The 19,638-nt window shown below is 68.9% G+C and carries 16 protein-coding genes; 8 read left to right on the plus strand and 8 right to left on the minus strand.

Translation table 11 applies throughout. The features are described from left to right. Positions 1-6: 6 nt before the first annotated feature. From DY245_RS44060 to DY245_RS01845, 3 genes are all read right to left on the minus strand, one after another. Entirely contained in the window at positions 7-489 is a 483-nt protein-coding gene (locus DY245_RS44060; protein ID WP_220377846.1) for a DUF5722 domain-containing protein, read from the minus strand. Positions 490-852: 363 nt separating this feature from the next. Then, complete coding sequence (locus tag DY245_RS44065; RefSeq protein ID WP_181923474.1) at positions 853-1,410, minus strand: hypothetical protein; 558 nt, start codon at positions 1,408-1,410, stop codon at positions 853-855. A gap of 137 nt (positions 1,411-1,547) precedes the next feature. Next, positions 1,548-2,837: an alpha/beta hydrolase family protein gene (locus DY245_RS01845; RefSeq protein ID WP_128502719.1), complete on the minus strand. Its 1,290-nt coding sequence runs from the start codon at positions 2,835-2,837 to the stop codon at positions 1,548-1,550. Positions 2,838-3,825: 988 nt separating this feature from the next. Between DY245_RS01845 and DY245_RS01850 the strand changes: the two genes are divergently transcribed. From DY245_RS01850 to DY245_RS01875, 6 genes are all read left to right on the plus strand, one after another. Further along, the gene (locus DY245_RS01850; RefSeq protein ID WP_128502722.1) at positions 3,826-6,162 is read left to right on the plus strand and encodes a HAMP domain-containing protein; all 2,337 of its coding nucleotides are present in this window, start codon (positions 3,826-3,828) and stop codon (positions 6,160-6,162) included. 13 nt (positions 6,163-6,175) lie between these two features. Then, positions 6,176-7,510 (plus strand): poly-gamma-glutamate synthase PgsB, encoded by a 1,335-nt coding sequence (gene pgsB, locus DY245_RS01855; RefSeq protein ID WP_128502726.1) that lies wholly within the window; start codon positions 6,176-6,178, stop codon positions 7,508-7,510. Continuing rightward, positions 7,507-7,989, plus strand: coding sequence for a poly-gamma-glutamate biosynthesis protein PgsC/CapC (locus DY245_RS01860; protein WP_128502730.1), 483 nt, complete (start codon positions 7,507-7,509; stop codon positions 7,987-7,989). The genes pgsB and DY245_RS01860 overlap by 4 nt, the downstream gene beginning before the upstream one ends. Positions 7,990-8,194: 205 nt before the next feature. Beyond that, positions 8,195-8,437 carry a hypothetical protein gene (locus DY245_RS01865; RefSeq protein ID WP_128502733.1) on the plus strand — a complete coding sequence of 81 codons (243 nt, stop codon included), beginning with the start codon at positions 8,195-8,197 and terminating at the stop codon, positions 8,435-8,437. A 79-nt stretch (positions 8,438-8,516) separates the two neighbouring features. Then, the gene (locus DY245_RS01870; protein ID WP_128502735.1) at positions 8,517-10,415 is read left to right on the plus strand and encodes an ArnT family glycosyltransferase; all 1,899 of its coding nucleotides are present in this window, start codon (positions 8,517-8,519) and stop codon (positions 10,413-10,415) included. Positions 10,416-11,081: 666 nt separating this feature from the next. Continuing rightward, positions 11,082-11,648 carry a GNAT family N-acetyltransferase gene (locus tag DY245_RS01875; protein WP_128502738.1) on the plus strand — a complete coding sequence of 189 codons (567 nt, stop codon included), beginning with the start codon at positions 11,082-11,084 and terminating at the stop codon, positions 11,646-11,648. 122 nt (positions 11,649-11,770) lie between these two features. On the opposite strand, the gene DY245_RS01880 is transcribed toward DY245_RS01875, so the two are convergent. From DY245_RS01880 to DY245_RS01890, 3 genes are all read right to left on the minus strand, one after another. Continuing rightward, the gene (locus DY245_RS01880) at positions 11,771-12,274 is read right to left on the minus strand and encodes a C40 family peptidase (protein ID WP_128502741.1); all 504 of its coding nucleotides are present in this window, start codon (positions 12,272-12,274) and stop codon (positions 11,771-11,773) included. A 238-nt stretch (positions 12,275-12,512) separates the two neighbouring features. Then, positions 12,513-14,795 (minus strand): trehalose-6-phosphate synthase, encoded by a 2,283-nt coding sequence (locus DY245_RS01885; protein WP_128502745.1) that lies wholly within the window; start codon positions 14,793-14,795, stop codon positions 12,513-12,515. Positions 14,796-15,098: 303 nt separating this feature from the next. Then, positions 15,099-16,022, minus strand: a complete 924-nt coding sequence (locus tag DY245_RS01890; RefSeq protein ID WP_128502747.1) for a carbohydrate kinase family protein — start codon at positions 16,020-16,022, stop codon at positions 15,099-15,101. A 777-nt stretch (positions 16,023-16,799) separates the two neighbouring features. Between DY245_RS01890 and DY245_RS01895 the strand changes: the two genes are divergently transcribed. Further along, positions 16,800-16,997: a response regulator transcription factor gene (locus tag DY245_RS01895; protein WP_128502750.1), complete on the plus strand. Its 198-nt coding sequence runs from the start codon at positions 16,800-16,802 to the stop codon at positions 16,995-16,997. A 232-nt stretch (positions 16,998-17,229) separates the two neighbouring features. On the opposite strand, the gene DY245_RS01900 is transcribed toward DY245_RS01895, so the two are convergent. Then, entirely contained in the window at positions 17,230-18,060 is an 831-nt protein-coding gene (locus DY245_RS01900; protein WP_128502752.1) for an alpha/beta fold hydrolase, read from the minus strand. Between the two features lie 57 nt (positions 18,061-18,117). Between DY245_RS01900 and DY245_RS01905 the strand changes: the two genes are divergently transcribed. Beyond that, positions 18,118-18,594, plus strand: a complete 477-nt coding sequence (locus tag DY245_RS01905) for a MarR family winged helix-turn-helix transcriptional regulator (RefSeq protein WP_128502755.1) — start codon at positions 18,118-18,120, stop codon at positions 18,592-18,594. Between the two features lie 142 nt (positions 18,595-18,736). Here DY245_RS01905 and DY245_RS01910 read toward each other — a convergent pair whose 3' ends face one another. Beyond that, positions 18,737-19,504, minus strand: a complete 768-nt coding sequence (locus tag DY245_RS01910; protein WP_128502758.1) for a transposase — start codon at positions 19,502-19,504, stop codon at positions 18,737-18,739. Between the last annotated feature and the right edge of the window lie 134 nt (positions 19,505-19,638).

The raw sequence follows: 19,638 nt of genomic DNA on the forward strand, positions 1-19,638 counted from the left end.
TGTCTGTCAGGGCCGGTCCCAGCCAGGTTCGGGAGGTGTTACGCGAACGCGTAGCCGAGCACGGACTCCCTGGTGTGGCCCTCGCATGACCGTGCCGGGCGCCTGGTGACGCAGCAGCTTCCAGCTCTGCTCGCCGGTGAATCCGGGCGGAAGCAGCCGGGAGGAGGCGACGTGTCCCCGGTCGGGACCGTAGCCGCGGCCAAGGAGCGTGTAAGGCAGGTGCCCGAAGCCGCAGGAGAGCTGGGGCGAGGGCAGGTCGTTGCGGTTGGCCGGCGCCCAAGTGGACCACGCGGGCTTGGCCGAGCCGTCCTGCCTCCGGAGGCCGAGCTTGAGGCCGCCCTCGGCGGGGTGGTCCTGCATCCGGTGGCAGCTGTAGCTCTCGATGCCCGGCGTGCCGAGCACATTGCGGAAGGAGTCGCACACGGCTGCGGCCTGTTGTGACTCGCTGGGCTGGTCTCCGGAGTTGATGCCGCTCTCGGTGAGCTGGATCGTGCAGGCGGAGGGGGTGCGGGAACTGCTGGCGCAGCCGGCCCACCACTACGCCGATGTTGCCGTAGGTGCCCTTGGGGAAGTCGTCGGCAGAGAAGGCAGATGTGAACAGGTCCGGGGCGCAGGGGTGGTAGGCGACGCGCCATTGGCGCGATCCCGTCCGGGCGGCCAGGCCCTTGAGCACGGTCATGCCGGACAGCGTCGCGTCGTGGTCGGAGGGGCGGTCGTATGCCGTACCGAAGTGGTGGTCCAGTGAGGTCAGTACCTTGGCGGTGGGCTGTTGGGCTGTTGGGCTGCTGGGCGGTGACGCGGTCGTAGGCGGCGTTGCAGTTTGCCGCGATCTGATCGAGCCATCGCGCGGTGTCAGGGCTTGCCCCGGCCGCAGCCGATGTTGAACCACGTGGTGGTGTTGACCTCGTTGTTGATCACGAAGTCGGCGATCCGGCCGTTCCCGTGGGGGCCGTCGTGACGCCGGGCCAGCATTCCGGCGAATCGTCCGAAGTCGGCAGGGTCGTTGGGTACGCAGAACCACTCGTAGCCGGGTGCGGGCTCGCAGGGTCGGCCCTGACGGGCCCAGCCGGGCGTGCCGTAGACGATGGCGGTGACCACCAGGCCGCGGTCGGTCCACTCCTTGATGGTCGAGTCCACCTCGGGCCGGACGGTGAAGCAGCGGCCGTCGAACGCCTGCTCACCGGCAGCGCACGGGGCCGCCTCGGCGCTCCGTTCCCAGTCCGCCCGGACGAGGTTCATGGACACGCCGCCGGCGTTGTTGCCGGCGACCTCGTCCTTGCCGGACCAGAAGTCCGGCTGGATGCCCTTGATGCGGCAGTCGGTTCGCGTCGGGTACGGCGGCGGAGCCGTCTCAGCACCGGCAGTGAGCTGGAGAGCCTTAGGAAGGACGGGGGTGACTATGAGCAACACGAGGGCGGCGAGATACCGAGCCGCCTGGCCATGAATCTCCTCATACCCGCCTGGCGACCGTCCGCGTTCCGGGCCCGCATCTGCACTCGCAGTCTTACGGCTTGGCCGGACCTGCCGCAACGGCATCGGAACGGCGTTCAGCGCACGAAGTCGATCTCCGGGAAATGGCGCGAGGGACCGTCGAGCAGGCGGCTGTGCCGGTGGCGCAGATGCTTGTCGAAGAAGGCCGCGAGGTAGGTGCGTTGGATCCCGATGGAGCGGTTGGGGTCGATCGTGCCGAGAATCTGCACCAGTTGCTCAGGGGTCAGCCGGAACGCGCCCGCTGCCTGGGGGAGGAGGACCTGGTTGTCAACGAAGGAGTTGTGCCCGGAGCCGAGCAGTTTCAGGTCGAGCCGCTCTCCGTGCAGGTGGTCCCAGAACTTCGCCCAGCTCCGGTCGGTGTTGCGGTTGTGGTTCTGGGAACTGAACAGCAGGAAGGGGCGTTTGAGCGGCTGGTTGATCGACGGCCCGAAGAATTGGCCGTCCAGGTTTGCGCCGGCATCGATCCTGGAGTCCGTGTGCATGGCTGCGGGCACCGCTCCTCCGCCAAGGGAAGCGCCGAACATCCCGATGCGGTTCACGTTCACGGCCTTGGACAGCCCGCGGGGGAGCGGCTTGTGGTCCACGTCCGGGTTGTGGCCGCGGGCGAGCGACGCCAGCTGGTTGATGACGAAGTGGGTGTCCGCCGCCCGGACGGCGATCGTGTCGGACGAGTGGGAACCCGGCGGCATGGTGTTCACCTCAAGCCGCCCGCCGGGGAACTCCACCTCGCTGGCATCGTGGGTGTGGTCGATGGTGACGACCATGTAGCCGCGACTGGCCAGGTCCTGAGCGAGTGCGGTGCCCATCGCGCGGGGCGAGTGGAGCCCGGTCGAGTACAGCAGCACCGGCAGTTTGCCGGCCCCGCGGTCAACCGGTGCGCCGATGTGCCCGGCAGTGGTGGGCAGGGTCACCGAGCCCGGCGGCACCTGCGAGCGGGCCAAATAATGTGCGGCGGCGGCGGGTTGCAGCCAGGGCGCGGCGGGATAGCGGTCGGTGTCCGTGGCCGGGTACCACACCGAGACCATCAGCTCGCGCGGCTGGTTTCCGGGCACCCACGGATCCGCGCGTGTCGAGTCGCGCAGGTGGAGGTCGACCGTTCCGACGCGATGGCGTCCGGTCGGGGCGGGCAGAGTCAGCTCGCCCGGGGCCGGCGCCGTGTTCAAGGGCGCTGCTGTGTCCGAGGATGCCGCTGTATCCGGGGACGCTGCCGTGGTCATGGGCGCAGTGGTGGTCTTCTCCGCGGCGGTAGCCGGCGCGATCCCGGCGCCCAGGGCGAGGGTCAGTAGTCCTGTGGTGCCGGCGACCCGGGTGCGCAACCGGCTCTGGCGCCTTCGTGCGTGTTTCATGGACAGCCCCCTCCATGGTGGTGATCGCCACGTGATCGGCGATCGGCCGGCGATCATCGTATAGGCAATTTGCCATGGTCGCGCCAACCCCTCTGATTGTGCCGGGAGTTATGTCCATGGCGGTTGGTGAGTTGGGCGCTGCTGACGCGTCCGGAAATACATGGTGTCGGCTTCGTGCCCCGTCCGTTGCCGGGCCTCTGTGACCGGCCATTTCCCTGGACGTATACGCGCTGGGAACGGTCTGTCGGCGCTCGTGGAGTAGGCCACCGAGTTGAGCGGCCTCGGGTGCCGACACGGGGCACGTGCGGGAGAAATACCCTGGTGCGGCCGGTGGAAGTTGTCAATGCTTGACAACTCGACATCCTCTGGGAACCAGTCGCAGCAGCAAAGGCCCAAGCCGGCAAGGGGTCGACATGAGCGGCTGTTCCGTTGCCTCGGCGCGGTGGCTGACGGGGCACCGTCCCCGGTCAGGAGGCTTCTGCGGGAGATGGCTGATTCACGCCATCGCCGGATGGTGGTCATCGGGTCCAGAATTCGCCGGCGTTGCTCGCGTTTTCACTGAGCGTTTTTGTTACGCGTCAGTTCGTGATCGCTGAGCCTCGCCAACCATCCCCTGTGGGTTTGCGGATTCCTCGCGAAGGGGCAGTTTCGGGGGCGGTCTTGAGCGGCCCCGCGACTGTGCGTGACGCGGCGAATGCGGACGGGGAACGTGCGGTCAATCGCCCTGGTCGGCAGGGGGGTTGGGAATTGCGCCACGCCGGGGTGAGATCGGAGATTTATAAGCGACCTCTCCCAAGGGCGAGTTGAGCGCAGTTCCTGTGAGCCGGTATACAGGGGCCCAGCACGAACAGACTTGTGATTATCCTGTGCTCCCCGTATTCATACTGGGCGAGTTGCCGCACGGCCATCCCCCACATGCCGAGAGGACGCTGTCCTGCACGCTGTTGCCCGCGCGCCCCGTCCGCACCGCACCCGACGCCGTGCCGACATGCCTCTGCTCGGAGGCGTCCGCCCACCGATCGCCGCACTGCTCTGCGCCCTGCTGGCAGTTGCCGCGTTCACCGCACTCGGTCTCGGTACCGTTCACGAACAGGATGTCCCCCAGGCCTTACGCGACGCGGAACGCCAGATCGCCGAGGATGCCGCCGACTCGGTCGGGACCTCCATCAACGCAAGAGCCACGGCAGTGCGCCGCGCTGCGGCGTCGGACGCGCCCGCCGGCAGCAGCGCTCCGGTGGCACTCCTGCGGTCCCTTCACCCGACCGGGCACCCTGCGGGGGGCGGTGTGCTGCTCGACCCGCGCACCCGCAGACCGCTGGCGGCCAGTGGCGAAACGGTGCCGCTGACCGGGGTGGATGTGGCGGCGCTGGTGCGGCCCGATACCGCGAACATCGCGCCCCGACTGGTCCTTTCGGGCCGTGGCGAACCGCGGCTGTTGCTCTTCGCCCGGGTGGCCGTCCCCGCTCCGGGCGCCAAGCAGCAGGACGAGAACCACGATCAGGCAGGCGACCTGAGAGGGGGTCAGGGCGCTGAGGAACGCGAACTCCTGCTTGTCGTCTCGGAAAAGGTCGTTGCTCCAGCGGTGTACGGAGACGGACGCACCGGTCACCTGGTGGACCGGAACGGAAAGGTGCTTGCCACCGCCGCCACCACCGGCACGGCCCTGGCGCCCCGTACCGACCACCGCGCTCTGCCTGCCGCTGCGGCGAACGCCGCGAACGCCGGTCTCCACACCGGCGACGTCTCGGGCAGCGTGCTCGGTGAGGGTCTCAAAGGGCTGCGCAGGGTCACGGGGTGGGCCTCGGTCGCCGCGGCGGACGGTAAGGACGACACCTCCGGCCTGGGGCTGACTGTCCTCACGGTCAGGGATGTGCCGCCGGCGAAGGAGGGAGCCGACCATACGTGGTTTGCCCTCGTGGCCGCGGGTGCGCTGGTGGTGATCGCCGTGCTGGTCACCCTGGTGCTGTGGGGCAGCATGCAGCGTACGCTGCTGCGGCTGCACCTGTCCGCTGCCCGGCTGGCCAGGGCCGTCGCCGAAATACCCGGCGACCGCGAGGAGTTGGCGCGGCCGGTGCCGGTTGGCGCGTTCGGCGAGCCCGCCAGGGTCGGCCGGGCACTGGAGTCGATACGCCGCCAACTGCTCGGCGAGACGGGCCCGGAGCCCGTGCGGCCGGTGCGGCGCCGCCCCGGTGTGCGGGCTCTGGTCCTCGTCTGCGTACTCGTGATCGCCGCGTGGGGAATGCCGCTGCTGTTCCTGCTGAACCGCGTACCGGCAGCCAAGGCCGTACCGGCAGCCGCCGTCGCCGACCAGCAGGCACGCACCGAGGCCGCCGCTGACCGGGTGCGGCGGTCCCTCGGCCGGAGCTGCACCGACCTCGCGGCGGCGGCGTCAGCCCTCTCCGGTGCGTCACGCGAGCGGGCGACGGAGGCGCTGCGGCGCGAACACGCCGACCACCCCACGTTCCGGTCGCTGTATGTGCTGGACCGCACCGGAGCCATCGTGCTGCGGGTGGGCAAGCAGCCACTGCGCACCCTCGACCATGCGCCAGCCGGCGACGGAATCACCCAGGTCAACACGTCGGGCACGATCCCCGCGATCGCCGCTTACGCCCAGATCCCGGCGGCCCGGAAGGCCAGGAACGCCAAGGACGCCGTCCCGGCCGGGGCCGTCGTCGTCGCCGAGATCGGCGTGAACGCGCTGAACTCCCTGGTTGCGCGGCAGGGGCTCGGCAGTGTGTGGCTGACCGACGAGCGCCACAGGGTGCTCGCGGCGAGCGTCGGCTTTCAAGCCTTCCAGCCTCTTCCCCACCGGGGCCTCACCCGTCTGGTGGCCAGGACCGAGGCAGCGCCCGGCAGCGTGGGCAGCCCGGCATCGGCAGTACTGCACGCGGGTACGGCCCCGGGCGGGGGCCCGTCGGTCGCGGCCGCAGCGCCACTGGCACAGAAGGGGCCTGTCGCCGGACTCGGCTGGCGGGTGGTCTCCGCCGAGCCTGCCGCAGCGCTCAAACTGGCGGCATATCAGCTGCAAGCGCGCACCATGCTGGCCGGTCTGCTCGCCCTGTCCGTGGGCGTCGCATGCCTGAGCTGGCTGCACATCGTGGTGGTCAGGCCGCTGCGCGCCGTCACCGGATGGGCGGAGCGGCTGGCCGGCGGTGACCGTCGCACCGTGCTGTACCCGGTCCACCACGATGAGTGCGGCTCGGTCACGCGCAGTCTGGAACTGCTCCGGCAGGCGCTGGTGGAGCGGGACCGTGGCGGCGGGAGAGCTTACGTGGCCTCTGTCCCTGCCCCCTCGTTCCAAAGCGGCGGCCCGCCGCAACAGTGAAGGACCAACTGACGTGCTGTTTCTCTATGTTGTGGTGCTGTTGAGCTGTGCCGTGCTGCTGGTCGCCGGCGTGCTGGAGCAGCGTCGCCACTACGCCGCGCTGGCGCAGATCCCCACTCGGGTGCTGATCAACGGCATTCGCGGCAAGAGCTCGATCACGCGGCTGTGCGCGGGGGCGCTGCGCGGCGGTGGTCTGGTCACCGTGGCCAAGACCACCGGCACCGCTGCCCGGTTCATCCACCCGGATGCCACCGAGGAACCGGTGTACCGGAAGTTGGGCATCGCCAACGTCGTCGAGCAGATCGGCATCGTCCGGCGCGCGGCGGCATACCGGCCGGACGCTCTGGTCATCGAGTGCATGGCGGTGATGCCTGCACTTCAGGAGATCAACCAGGAGAAGCTGATCCGTTCCACCATCGGCGTGCTGTGCAACGTTCGCGAGGATCATCTCGCCGAAATGGGGCCGACGTTGGACGATGTGGCTCGCTCGCTGTCCCGGTCGATGCCGGTCGGAGGGGTCTGTGTCACCGCCGAGCAGGAGCGGCTGCACATTCTCAAGGAGGAGGCGGACAAACGGAGGTGCCGCCTGATCGCGGTGGATCCGGAGTCGGTCACGGATGAGGAGCTGCGCGGGTTCAGTTGGTTCACCTTCAAGGAGAACGTCGCCATCGCGCTGGCAGTGGCCGAACTCCTCGGTGTGGACCGGGCGACCGCACTGCGCGGTATGTGGGGCGCGCCGCCGGACCCAGGCGTGCTCTCCGTCGAGCGCTACCGCACACCGGACGGCAAACGGCTGCGCTTCGCCAATGTCTTCGCCGCCAACGATCCCGAGTCGACGTTGATGAACGTCCGTCAGCTGGCGGAACTCGGTGCGATCCGCCGCCCGCTGAACGTGGTCATCAACTGCCGCCCGGACCGGGTCGAACGCAATGGGCAGATGGGAGCGATCGTCCCCGACCTGGACCCGGAGACGGTCTTCCTCATCGGGCATCCGACCAAGAGCGCCCGCGACGGCATCCCGCCGGGCTGGTCGGGCCGGGCGGTGGACCTGGGCGGCGACCGGCGCGACGCACAGGACTTGACCCGCGCCATCCTCGCCGAACTGGGCCCGGATTCCTCGCTGGTGGCCGTCGGCAATATCCACGGCCAGGGCGAGCTGTTCCTGGAGCACCTCGGCAAGCTGCCCTCCGACGACGCCGACGAGCCGCTTCCGGTCGCGCACCCGCCCGAGCCGGAGCCGTACAGCTGGGTGGCGTCGCTGAACCGCCCCGTGCCCGGCCCGTATATCCCCAGCCCCGCCTCTGCCCCTGCCGACGCCCTGTACCAGCCGACAAGGAACTCGCTGTGATCCCCGTCAACGTCACTCCGCAGACCATCGCGCTGGGGATAGCCCTCGGACTGGTCTTCTCGCTGGTCTGCTATCTGACCACCAACCTCTCTCCCGGCGGCATGATCACCCCCGGCTGGCTGGCGCTGACCCTCGTCACCGATGTCGTCCGAGCCGCAATGGTGATCGGCGTCACCGCGCTCACCTTCGTCGCGACCAAGGTCCTGCAGCGCCATGTGATCCTTTACGGGAAGCGGCTGTTCGCCGCCGTGGTGCTGTCCGCGGTGCTGCTCCAGACCACGGTGCTGCTCGCGCTCCAGCACGAGTTCCCGCTTCTGTACACCGCCCAGACCCTGGGCTTCATCGTGCCCGGCCTCATCGCATATCAGTTGGTCCGCCAACCGTTGGCCGCCACCGTGATCTCCACCACGGCCGTGACCCTCGGCACGTATGTGGTGCTCGTTGCCGGGTTGCTGCTGGGGGCGCTGCCCATCGGCTGATCTCGCCTTACCGCCCGCGTCCGCCACGCCCCTCCGCACGCCGAAGAGGTCATCATGGGCACCGTCCCCACCCCGCGCCGCCGGCCCGGTCACCCTCAGGTCCCGGGCACCACCGCCGGCCTGCCCGCCGGGGGAGCTGTCGGCGGATACCCATGGCACCGCCCCCGAAGCGGCGGACCGGACAGCGGCTTCCCGGCATCGACCGGTGGCTACCGCTTCGAACGCCGCCTCGCGCCCGCCCCTACGCGTTCAGGGCGAGCAGCGAACCCACGCCCACTCCTCCCTCGGCATCGGCACACCGCACGGCATCGACCACTGCGGCAGGTACCTGGGGCCGGACAACGACGGGCATCGGCGCTGCTGCTCGTGCCGCTCGAAGGACAACGCGCCCACCAAGGGCGACCTGCCGGGCCGCGCCACGCTCGACGGCGACGGCTTCCCCGCCTGAGGTTGCGCAAGGACCGCCGCCCGTGAAGCCGACGAACGATCACCGCACCCCAGCCCGACGTCCCCTGAGAGACCCCGCCATGGCCACGACCGCCCTCGCCCGGGACCCCGCCAACCGCCGCCGGCGCACCACCGGGTTCCGTCAACGGACCACCGATCGCCGGGAGTTGTCCGCCCTTCTGCTGATCCTGGCCACTGCCGCGGTGCTCTACGCCTGGGGCATCGACCATGCCGGGGTACACCCGTACTACAGCGCGGCCGCGCGGTCGATGGCGGCGAACTGGCACGCCTTCGTCTTCGGCGGGCTTGACCCGAGCGGCTCGATCACCGTGGACAAGATCCCCGGTGCGCTGTGGCCGCAGGCCCTTTCCGTCAAGCTCCTCGGACCGCACAACTGGGCGGTGGTGCTGCCGCAGGTGCTGGAGGGCGTACTGGCCGTCTGGGCACTGCACCGGATCGTCCGTGCCTGGGCCGGCCCATGGGCAGGGCTGCTCGCCGCGCTGGCACTCACGCTCACCCCGGTCACCGTCGTACTCGACCGGCACACCATCCCCGACACCCTGCTCGTCCTGCTGCTGGTCCTCGCAGCGGGATCGCTGCAGAAGGCCGTCGCCACCGGGAGGCTGCTGCCGCTGCTCCTCTGCGGGACATGGGTGGGACTGGCCTTCCAGGCCAAGATGCTCCAGGCGTGGCTCGTCCTGCCGGTCTTCGCCGCGGTGTACCAGATGGCGGCGCCTGGCACCCGGTGGAACCGGGCCTGGCGGCTGCTGCTCGCCGGAGCCACCGCACTCGTCGTCTCCTGTTCCTGGCTGCTGCTGGTGTGGGCGACCCCCGCACCGAACCGTCCGTACATCGACGCGACCACCAACAACAACCCCTTCACCCTGGTCTTCGGCTACAACGGGCTGAGCCGCTTCGGCCACGACCCGAACGCGCTGGGCGCCGTCGCCGGCACCGCAGCCAGCCGCACCACCGACAACACCGGTTGGACCATGCTGGTCAACCAGAGCGTGGGCCCGCAGATCGCCTGGCTCCTGCCGCTCGCCGTACTGGCCTTGGCGCTGGGCGTGTGGTGGCGCACCGGACAGCCGCGCACCGACGGGCCGCGGACGGGGTTCCTGCTCTGGGGAGGCTGGCTGGTGGTGCACGTCGTGGTCTTCAGCAACTCCAACGGCAACCACGGCTACTACACCGCCGTCCTCGCCCCGGCCCTCGCCGCGCTGACCGGCGGCGGAGTCGTCCTCTTCTGGGCCGAGTACCGCGCCGGTGGCCGACGTCGAGCGGCGCTGCCCCTCGCCATCGGGCTCACGGCGCTGTGGGCTGTGGCAATTGAAGGCCCGCACAGCGAATTCGCGCCCTGGCTGCTGCCGATGGTGCTGATGCTCGGCCTGTGCGGGACCGTCGGCCTGTGCACCCGCGGACCACGCACCACGCGACGGGCGGTGCACAGTGCCCTGGCAGCCTCCCTGGCGTCCATACTGCTCGCACCGGCGGTCTGGGCCACCTCCTGCCTGGACCCGCGGTATGCCGGCTCACCGATGTCGCCGCTGGCCGGACCGGTGGGACCCGACTACCGCGAGAGGCACCACCATCGGGCCACGTTCCGGCGATACCCCTTGAGCAAGCCGTCCGCGCGGGACGCCGCACTGCTGAACTACCTTTCCGCGCACCGTTCCGGGGAGAAGTACCTGCTCGCCACCCAAGCCGCCTACGGTGCCGAGCCGCTGCTGCGCGCCACCTCCCAACCCATACTGGTCATGGGCGGCTTCACCGGCCTGACCCCCTATCCGGCCGCACGACGGCTCAGTGACCTGGTCTCCACCCACCGACTGCGCTACGCCCTGCTGACCACGCGCCGCCCGCCCACACCGGCATCGGCCTGGGTGAAGAGAAACTGCACCCCCATCTCCCCACGCGCCTACGGTCGAACCTCGGACGGAAGCTTTTCCCTCTACGACTGCGCTCGACGAGCCAACTGACCGTCCGGATGCGGCGAGTTCTGCGGCAAACACCTGCCTCACCGGTTCACGACGATTCGTTCAACACTTCACCACTTCACCACTTCATCACTTCACCACGAACAACACACCCCGTAGCCCTCGTACCTCGAGGCGATCCGGCTGGGCGGCATCAACCCGGCGACCCTGCGCCGCCTGGTCAGCCTCGGCCCGAACCGGGACCAAGGGAGACAAAGACCCGGTCGAGTGGATGCCGCCAGCCCCGGACGCCACCTGCACCTGCGCCACAGGCCTGCTGGCAGCGGCCCGAGGCAAGTGGCGCCGGTGTGGCGTGCGGGTACACAAGGGCACTGGATCCGTTGAGTCGCGGCGCGGAGGGAGCTGCACGCGGCTTGCGACGATGCCGACTATTGCTGACTTCTCAGGTCGAGTGCTGCCCTACCCGAAAAAAGTTCCACTGTGTTGACGATGGAGTCCATGTGTCAACAGCATGAAATGGCAACTGAGTTGCTGCATTTCTTCGCCGCGCGAAGAGTTTGTGATCTTCGAAAGATGCCTAATTTACATCTTCGTCGAGGACATGGCGGCATATGAAGCGTTACCGCGAGGGATTTAGGACCGACGGATGGGCCCTTGAACCTTCCACCTGGACCCCTGAATCCGTGAACGCCCTGAAGCGAAGGCAGCATGAAGGCCATGGAGACCGAGGCCATCCCCACCGCTCGGCTGACTCTTCTTCCGCTGCTCGTCGAGCACGCCGAAGAGATGGCCGAGGTACTGTCCGACCCGGACCTGCACACCTTCATCGGCGGCGCTCCGTCCAGCCCGGAGGCCCTGCGCTCCCGCTATGAACGCCTGGTCGCCGGTTCGCCCGATCCCACCGTCTCCTGGTGCAACTGGGTAATTCAGCTTCGCGACCAGGGTCACTTGGCAGGCACGGTCCAGGCTACGGTCACTGCCACTGCCGACGACCACGGCAGCGGATACGGGGACGAGTGCGGGCACGGGTGCGTCGCGGAGATTGCCTGGGTAGTGGGGACTGCCTGGCAGCGACGCGGCATCGCGAGCGAGGCAGCCCGGGGACTCGTCAGCTGGCTCGGGACGCAGTCTGTGCAGGCCGTCATTGCCCATATCCACCCCGACCACCACACCTCCGCTGCCGTCGCCACCGCCGCCGGGCTTGCTCCCACCAGCCACAGGCACGAAGGCGAGACCAGGTGGCAGCGGACGATGAGGCGCGTCCCGTCCCCGTAACGCGATGGTGCGGCGCGTGGTGAGCAGCTGTACGTACCCGGTGATACGCCCGGCGGGCCCTCGCAGCCAAACTCAGCGAGAACCCGCCAGGGCATGGGCACGCACCCTGCCCCGCTCCCGAATCAGCGGGCCAGCAGCTCGTACAACGCCATCGGCGTCACATAGCCGGGCCAGCGGCCGTCGGCGAAGAGATGCACACCGGCGTCCTGATAGCACTGGTCCACGAGTTGGGAGCAGATCATGTGCCCGGTGGCGGCGATGTAGCGGCGTAGCCCCGGGACGGGCAGATGGAATCGGTGCGTGGCGATCGCGGCGTAGTCGAGGAAGCTGTACGGCACCCCGACATAGCGGGTGGCCGCCTTGCAGATGCCGCTGCGCTGCTGCTCGGTGAGCCCTTTCGGGCAGACGTAGAGCACATCGGCGCCGGCGTATTGGCTGAGCGGTCTGATGCGGGCGCCTCCCGGCTCGGCTTCCAGCAGCCGGTCGTCGGGCAGGACCAGGAAGGCGTGTTCGTAGTTGGCGAAGCCGTCTCCGTTGATCCACTGTCCGAAGCGGATCAACCGGCCAGTGACGCCGGAGATTTGAGTGAGTCCGATGTCGCCGGGCAGGGGATGGGTGTGCTTCATGAGCAGCTCCCGGGAGCGCAAAATGCGGATTCTGAGGAGTGATACCCGCTGTTCGGCCGCGCGCACCGCATCCGCGCGCACCGCATCCGCGTGCGCCGCATCCGCGTGCGCCGCATCCGCGCGCACCGTATGTGCGGGCAGCAGTGCATATGGACGGGCAGTGCGCACGGACGGCAGGGCGTGCGTAAGGGAGTTGTGCGGCGAGGGGTTCGTACGGTCCGTAGCCGGCGGTAGCAACTCAGGCGCCGTCGTCAGTCGTGTATGAGCCTTCTTCCGTTCCCGCTGCCACCGAGGCCGTTCGCCCGATGGCGGTGATGATCTGGCGGGCCCACCGAGCGGGGGTCTGATCCTCGTGGAGGAGAGTGGCGAGGCGGGTGAGGTGGGCCGATCGCTCCTGGGGTGTCATGGCCAGTGCGCGGCGCAGGGTGTTGACGAGGTCCTCGGGGGAGTTGGGGTCCGTGAGCAGGGCGGCGGTGCCGAGTTGGGAGGCGGCTCCCGTGTGACGGGAGAGGACGAGCACTCCGGACCGGCCGGTGGCGGCGTGGGCGGCGATGAATTCTTTGGCGGTGAGGTTCATGCCGTCCTGCAGTGAGGTCACCCAGAACACATCTGCTGCGAGGTAGTGATCGACCACCTCGGCGAAGGACAAGGAACGGGGGATGTAGTCGACGGGTTCCCAGTTTTCGGTGCGCCAGAGGCGGTTGAGGTCAGTGATGGCGCGTTCGAGGTCGGCGCGTGTGGTGTCGTGGACGCGGATGCCCGGTTCGGGTGGTGGGCATACAAGGCGGAAGGCCAACTGGCCACGCAATTCAGGGGTTTCGGCCAGGAGAGTGGCGAGGGCGCGGACCTTTTGGAGCGGCGCCTTGGCGTAGTCGAGACGCTCTACCGACAGGATCAGGGTGGGCCGGCGTCGTCCGTGGTGGTCGTGTCGGGGTGCGGGCGTGATACGCGTGCGGGCAAGTTCTTGGACGGCTCGTCGGTCGATGCCGAGGGGGTGGACGCCAGTGCGGGGGGTACGGCGGGCACAGGCGAGCGCTTGCCGGAAATGAGCGGCGAACGTGGCGGTGTGGAAGCCGGCCCAGTCCAGGCAGGCGAGAGAGTGACGGAGCTGCTCGGCGGCGGGGATGCGGGCGAACGTGTCCGGCGGCGGGAACGGCGTGTGGTGGAAGAGTCCCAGATGCAGGTCCGGGCGCGCGGCGTGCAGGATGCCGGGAACGAGCCAGAGGTTGTAGTCGTGCAGCCAGACCGTGGCACCACGGGCCGCATGGGCGCTGATGTGGTCGGCGAAGCGCGCGTTGAACGTCTCGTAGTGCCTCCACGCCGAGGCGCTGTCCCGCATACGGTCGGGCTGGGACATCAGGGCGGGCCAGAGGGTTTCCTTGCACGCTCGGTGGAAGTACTCCGTCCATTGGGCGGAAGCCACCGGCAGGAACGCCAGGGGGAGTCCGGTTTCCTGTGGGAGTCCGGTTTCCCGTGGGAGTCCGGCCTCGTGCAGGTGACCGGCACGGGGGCGGGGGCCCTCATCGTCCTCGACCAGCGCGGTGGCCCAGACCGCGTCAAGGCTGTCCGTACTGAACATCCCCTGCAGCGCGGGCAGGACTCCGTTCGGGCTGAGGGGCTGTTGCCACTGCCCGTCGGCCCATCGCACGGGTGGACGGTGGTAGCCGATCACGATGGGGCGCGGGCGTTCGGTCCATCCCAGGTTTTCCAAGGCGGACAGGATGCCGGCCGCCCCGGGACGGTCCGGCCGATGAATGGTGTCGATGCCGATGCCGATGCCGATGCCGGTGCCGGTGACGGTGCTGGTGCCGGTGCCGTGGTCAGGTAACTGTTCACGGAGCGCAGGCTCGGCGTTGCTCATGATGACGCCGTGGGCGCCGAGCTGGAAGAGCGACAGATCGTTGAGCGAGTCGCCGGCCACGAGGACCGAGTCCATGGGCCACTGGTGCTTGCGGGCGAGCAGCGCGAGGGCGTTGCCTTTGCTCGCCGGGGCGGGCAATACGTCGAAGTACCGGTCGGCCGAGTACGTCCAGCCGCAGCCCAGCTCCCGCACCGCATCGGTGAGCTCCTCGGAGAGCTGCTCCGGGCGGAGGAAGAACGAGCAGCGGCCCTCCTGGGCCACCCCGTCCTGGTACACGAGCTCGGGGAAGCGCGACAGGCGCTCGCGTACGCGCTGCTGACCGGGCCAGCCGTGCCGCAGCTGGTTCTGCAGGATGTCGACGTGGCTCCGGTCCGTCCCGTCGATCACGCTCGCTCCGACATCCGCGATGATCCACCGGGGGCTGGGGACGAGTGGGTCCTGGCGAAGGATCCGCTCGATGGACGGCAGTGAGCGGCCGGTCGCGAACACCACGGTCACTTCGGGGTGCCGGTCAAGCGCCTGCCGCAGCCGCCGACGGTCCGTGCTGTCACCACCGAGCAATGTGCCGTCAAGGTCGGTGACCAGCACCTTGACGTCCCCGCCCCCGCGTGCGGTTGACGGCTCCTGCGAGGCCTGCTCGTCGGAGACCAGCGATGCCATCCTTGTGCTCTCCCCGGTTGTCGTGGGATGTGTGTCCTTGTGCGGCGAAGCGGCTGTCATGTGGGGTGTCCGCCGTACGGAGTGCCCGTCATGCGAAGTCTCCGTCGTACGTCCTGCCTGTCATGCGAAGCACCGGCCGCACGGAGTGTCGGAGTGTCTGTCGTACGGAGTGGCTGCCGTGCGGAGCGTCGGTCGTACGGAGTGCTGCCATGCGCCATGCGGAGTGTCTGTCGTACCGAGTGAGTGAGTGCCTGTCATGTGCAGTGACCGGTCACACGGAGTGCCAGTCACGTGGAGCGATCGTCATGCAGAGAGGCGCGCGAGCCACTGCCTCAGCCCCGCCGCATCCAGCGCGCCGCCCGATCCCGCGGCGGTGACGGACGCCGCTCCGCAGGCGACGCCGGCGGCCAGACACTCGGCGAGCGTTCCGCCTGCCAAGCGGCTGTGCACGAAGCCGACGTTGAAGCAGTCGCCCGCGCCGGTGGTGTCCACCACTTCCACCGGCACCGACGGCTGTACGACCCGTACGCCGTTCTCAGCAGCGACGGCGCCCTTGCTGTCCTGCTTGATGACCACTGTGGGCACCAAGCCCGCCAGCACCTCGAGCGCGTCATCGACGGAGCCGGTCCCGGTCACCCGCAGCGCCTCCGCCGCATTGGGAGCGAACACACCGACCTGACCGAGCGCTTTCGCCACCTCGGGCATGTCGACACTGCCGGCAAAGTCCTGGCAGTCCATGAACACCTCCGCCCCCGATCGCGCGGCGAGATCCAAGGCATCGGACACCTCGGGCCCGTACTGGAGGAACGGCAGCATCACCACTGCCGGCCGGTAGGTATCGATCAGCTCCGCGAGCGGGCGGGCGACGACCGGATCCCCGTAGGAGACCATCGCCCGGTCACCCGGATGGGACAACGCGACCGTGACATTGCGCTGCGGGCGGGGGTGGTGACGGAAACCCCGCTCATCCAGATCCTCATCCCGTGCGGCCGCGAGAACAGCCTCGCTGAACGCGTCATTGCCGAAGTCCGCAGCCCACACCACGTCGCGGCCCAGCCGCCGCAGCCCCATGGCCAGCGTGTACGCCCCGCCGGGCACCATGCTGAACCCCTCGGCCCACACCTCCGTTCCGTACGCGACCGGCCCTGTCAGCCCCTGGAACACGAGATCGACCGAGTACGCGCCGACCACCAGCACCCGACCGCCGGCTGCCGTCGCCGCACTCATCGGCTCAACCGGAACGTCGGATCCGCCACCTGCCGGCCACCCCGACAGCGCACCGCCCGCCCGACGGACACCGTATGCAGCAACGTGCCCTCATATGCGGGCAGTTGCAGGGATGAGAGCTGTTCAGAGCGCTGCCCAGAGAGCAGCGAAGCGTAATGACCATGCGTCATGGCGGGACTGTAAGTGGAACACCCAGCGCATCGGGCCGGTAACCGAGGGAGATGGCCGAAAGGAACCGCTGCTCGCCGTTGCAACGCCGCCGTCGGCCAAAAGTCACTCCGTGTTCGCTCAGTTCGCCTGGCGCCCCGCCTGGCGCCTGGCGCCCCGCCCGTGTCGGCTCCACGTCGGTCAGGGCCTGCCAGCGGGCAAGCTCCCGTTCATGAGAGCCCTTGCTGGTGGCCTCGGTGACTGCTGCGGTGTCCGCGTCGGTGCCCGGCATTCTCGACCGGGCCAGCAACGCCAACGGCCCTACGGGAACGTCTGGTTCGTCGCCGTCCAAGGGTCACCAGTCCCAGGGGCCGTCGAACCGCCATGCCCGCCCCGCCGCGTCCGCGACTTCATCGCCCGCCTTTAGGAAGGCATGCGGTCTCAGCACCAGCTCGAAGGCGACGGGGATGTCGTCATCAGGGTCGAACTCTTCGCCCTGGTCAATCCATTGCGGGTGGGCGGGAGGAATGGCTGGCCCGAGCAGAACGACCCGCAGGCGCAGGCGCAGGCGCAGACGCGGGCGGGGGAGACGGCCGTGCGGCTTGCGGTGAGGCGGTGCCCTCCCCGTCCGTGGCGCGCACACTGATGCGGCAGGCGGCGGCGGGCTCCGACACCCGCGCGGAGCAGGCCCGCAGACGGCTCGCCGTGCTGTCGAACCGGGGGCGGGAGTTCGCCGCCGCCGTCGCCGAAGGGTCGTCCAACGGCGAGACCGGCGCGCGCCTTCACGTCTCGGTGAGAAACGGTCAAGGCTCACCTCCAGCGCACTGAGCAAGCTGCGCCTGGAGAAAACGCATCCGGGTGGCCCTCGTGACCCACGATGCGGAGCCGCGGTAAGCCGGGGCACTGCCGGCTGCCGGCAGCGGGTCCGCTGGGAGATCCACGACGTCATCCACGACGACACTCGTGACGTCATCCACGACGACACTCGTGACGTCATCCGCGACGCGTTTCTCCAACCAACCTGTTGCGTCATCACCTGCCGACGCGACAGAGCCCTGCGTCAGCTCTCGTGAGCGAATACGGTCTGCAGGAATTCCCCAAGGATCGTGTTGAAGGCATCCGGTCGCTCCATGTTGGGGTAGTGCGCGGTGTCTTCGACCGTTGCCGCACGGCCGTTGGCGACGGTGTGTACGAGCCGTTCCGCCATCCCGATGTGATCGTCCGCATCGATGCCGCCATTGATGGCCAACACCGGGATCGTGATCTTCGCTGCCCGCGTCCAGGTCTCGGTCACGGGCACGAGCTGCACCGGTTCGGTGCCCGTGTGCTTGGCGATCGTCCGCTCGGCCATCTCCCGCAGTCGTCGTACGACGTTCGGGTCGACGTCATCGAGCGTGCGGTGCGGGCCGGCCGCGAACAGCAGATGCGCGTTGACGAAGCCTTCGGCATCGCCGGCGGCCGTGGTACGGGCCCACTCGGCCTGGATGCCCTTGACCCAGGGGTCCTGGAACTCGGGCTCGCTGGTCCCGGCGCCGCTGACGACCAGCGCACGTACCAGATCCGGGTGCTCCAGCGCGGTATCGACCGCGATGCTCGCACCCATCGACAGTCCGACGAGGACGGCGGGGCCGACGCCGAGGTGGCGTAACAGGGCGGCGAGGTCATCGGTGTGACGGAACGGGCCGCTCGCGTTCGAGGATGCTCCGTGGCCGCGGGCGTCCGGCACGATCACCCGGTAGTCCGGTGCGAGGAACGGCACTTGGTCGTTCCACATGCCGTGGTCCAGGAATCCGCCGTGCAGCAGCACCAGCGGCGGGCCCGCACCGACGTCACGGTAGGCGAGGTGGCCGTCCCCGGTCTCGAACGAGCACAGGTCAGAATCAGCTCTCATGACAACCAAGGTTCCATCTCTCTTCGGAAATGGCAACCAAGGTGTCATCATGGTGGAGTGACCGACGACACTGACCTGCCCCTCGCGCCCGATGACCTCGCCGACCGGCTGACAGAGGTGTTCGCCCTCGTGGGTCCGCTTTACCGCCGCGTGCAACGCAAGGTGGAGCAGGCCGAACCGATCGAGGGACTGTCCGTCGGCGTGCGCGCCGTCCTGGACCTGCTCCGCGAAAACGGGCCCATGACCGTCCCTCAGATGGGCCGTGCACAGGCGCTGAGCCGGCAATTCGTGCAGCGCATGGTCAACGATGCCGCGGCAGAGCAGCTGGTCGAGATCATCCCGAACCCCGCTCACCAGCGGTCTTCGCTGATCCGGCTGACCGACCGGGGCAGGGCGGCAATCACCGCTGTAATGGCCCGCGAGCGTGCCTTGCTGCGCCAGGTGGACGGGGACCTGACCGACGCCGACGTGACTGCTTGCGTACGGGTTCTCGCGAGGATGCTGGAGCTTTTCGACAACGTCGATGTGAACTGACGTCCGCGCCGAGTTGTGGCCGGTTGACCGGTCGGCCTGACCGGTCGGCCGATGCCGTCGATGGCCCGCCGCCCTAAGGACTGTCCCGCAACTGATCTTCGCAGGATGGGCGGCGGCTTGATTGCAGGAGCGGCTCAGCCTGCTACGCAGCCTGGAGGAGGTTGTGCAGGCGGGCGATGCCGAGCCTGGCGTGGTGGACTCCGTCACCCTTGAGGCGGCAGTCGCGCAGGATCTTCCACGTCTTCATCCGTGCGAAGACGTGCTCGATACGGGCGCGGACCTGTTTGTGGGAGCGGTTGTGCTCGCGCTTCCATGCGCACAGCTCGCCGCCGGCCGGGCGGCGGTGGGGGATGACCAACCCGGTGCCTGGGTAGCCGCCGTCGGCGGTCGTGGTGGTCTTGCCGACGGCAGCCTTTGCGCCGGACTCGGACCAGGCCTTGCAGTCGTTGCGGTTGCCGGGCACTGGGCGCCCGACGACAACGACCCGCCGGCTGTCGGCGTCGACGACGACCTGGAGGTTGGTGGAGTACCGATAGTTCTTCGACTGCTCGGCGACGGCGTGGTCACGGATGGGCACGAGCATGCCGTCCAAGATGAGCACGGTGTCCTTGCGGAACCGCTGCCGCTGCTTGAGTGCTAGCAGCGGCCCCGTGTGGGCGACGATCCGGTCGGCCGCGGACTTCGAGACGCGGAACAGCGGGGCGAGCTGCCGCAGTGTCAGGTTGGTGCGCCAGTATGCGGCCACCGGCAGGACCCGGTCGTCAAGCGGCAGCGACCACGGATGTCCCGGGCGGGCCCTGTCCGCGCCCTCACGGCGGAGCGCTGTGATCAGCTTGCGAAAGAGCCGCGGGCTCAGCCCGCTGAACGGGGCTATCCACGAAGGCTCCGACGCCGTGATCACTCCAGCCACGGCGAGATCGTCTCATCTTGATCACCGTCGTGGGATCGCCAGTCTCTGGCGGGACACATCTCGGGTGCCCGGACGGTTGCGGCATGAGAGCCTCACGTCCGTGGCCACTGAAGCCGAGGTAGGAGAGTTGTTGC

Source organism: Streptomyces inhibens, from assembly GCF_003389455.1.
Taxonomy (GTDB): domain Bacteria; phylum Actinomycetota; class Actinomycetes; order Streptomycetales; family Streptomycetaceae; genus Streptomyces; species Streptomyces inhibens.

Bases quoted from the DNA above. Each gene is read 5' to 3' on its own strand.
- DY245_RS01870 (WP_128502735.1), top strand. From the start codon at position 8,517: ATGGCCACGACCGCCCTCGCCCGGGACCCCGCCAACCGCCGCCGGCGC.
- DY245_RS01900 (WP_128502752.1), bottom strand. From the start codon at position 18,060: ATGAGAGCTGATTCTGACCTGTGCTCGTTCGAGACCGGGGACGGCCAC.
- DY245_RS01890 (WP_128502747.1), bottom strand. From the start codon at position 16,022: ATGAGTGCGGCGACGGCAGCCGGCGGTCGGGTGCTGGTGGTCGGCGCG.
- DY245_RS01845 (WP_128502719.1), bottom strand. From the start codon at position 2,837: ATGAAACACGCACGAAGGCGCCAGAGCCGGTTGCGCACCCGGGTCGCC.
- DY245_RS01885 (WP_128502745.1), bottom strand. From the start codon at position 14,795: ATGGCATCGCTGGTCTCCGACGAGCAGGCCTCGCAGGAGCCGTCAACC.
- DY245_RS01850 (WP_128502722.1), top strand. From the start codon at position 3,826: ATGCCTCTGCTCGGAGGCGTCCGCCCACCGATCGCCGCACTGCTCTGC.
- DY245_RS01880 (WP_128502741.1), bottom strand. From the start codon at position 12,274: ATGAAGCACACCCATCCCCTGCCCGGCGACATCGGACTCACTCAAATC.
- DY245_RS01875 (WP_128502738.1), top strand. From the start codon at position 11,082: ATGAAGGCCATGGAGACCGAGGCCATCCCCACCGCTCGGCTGACTCTT.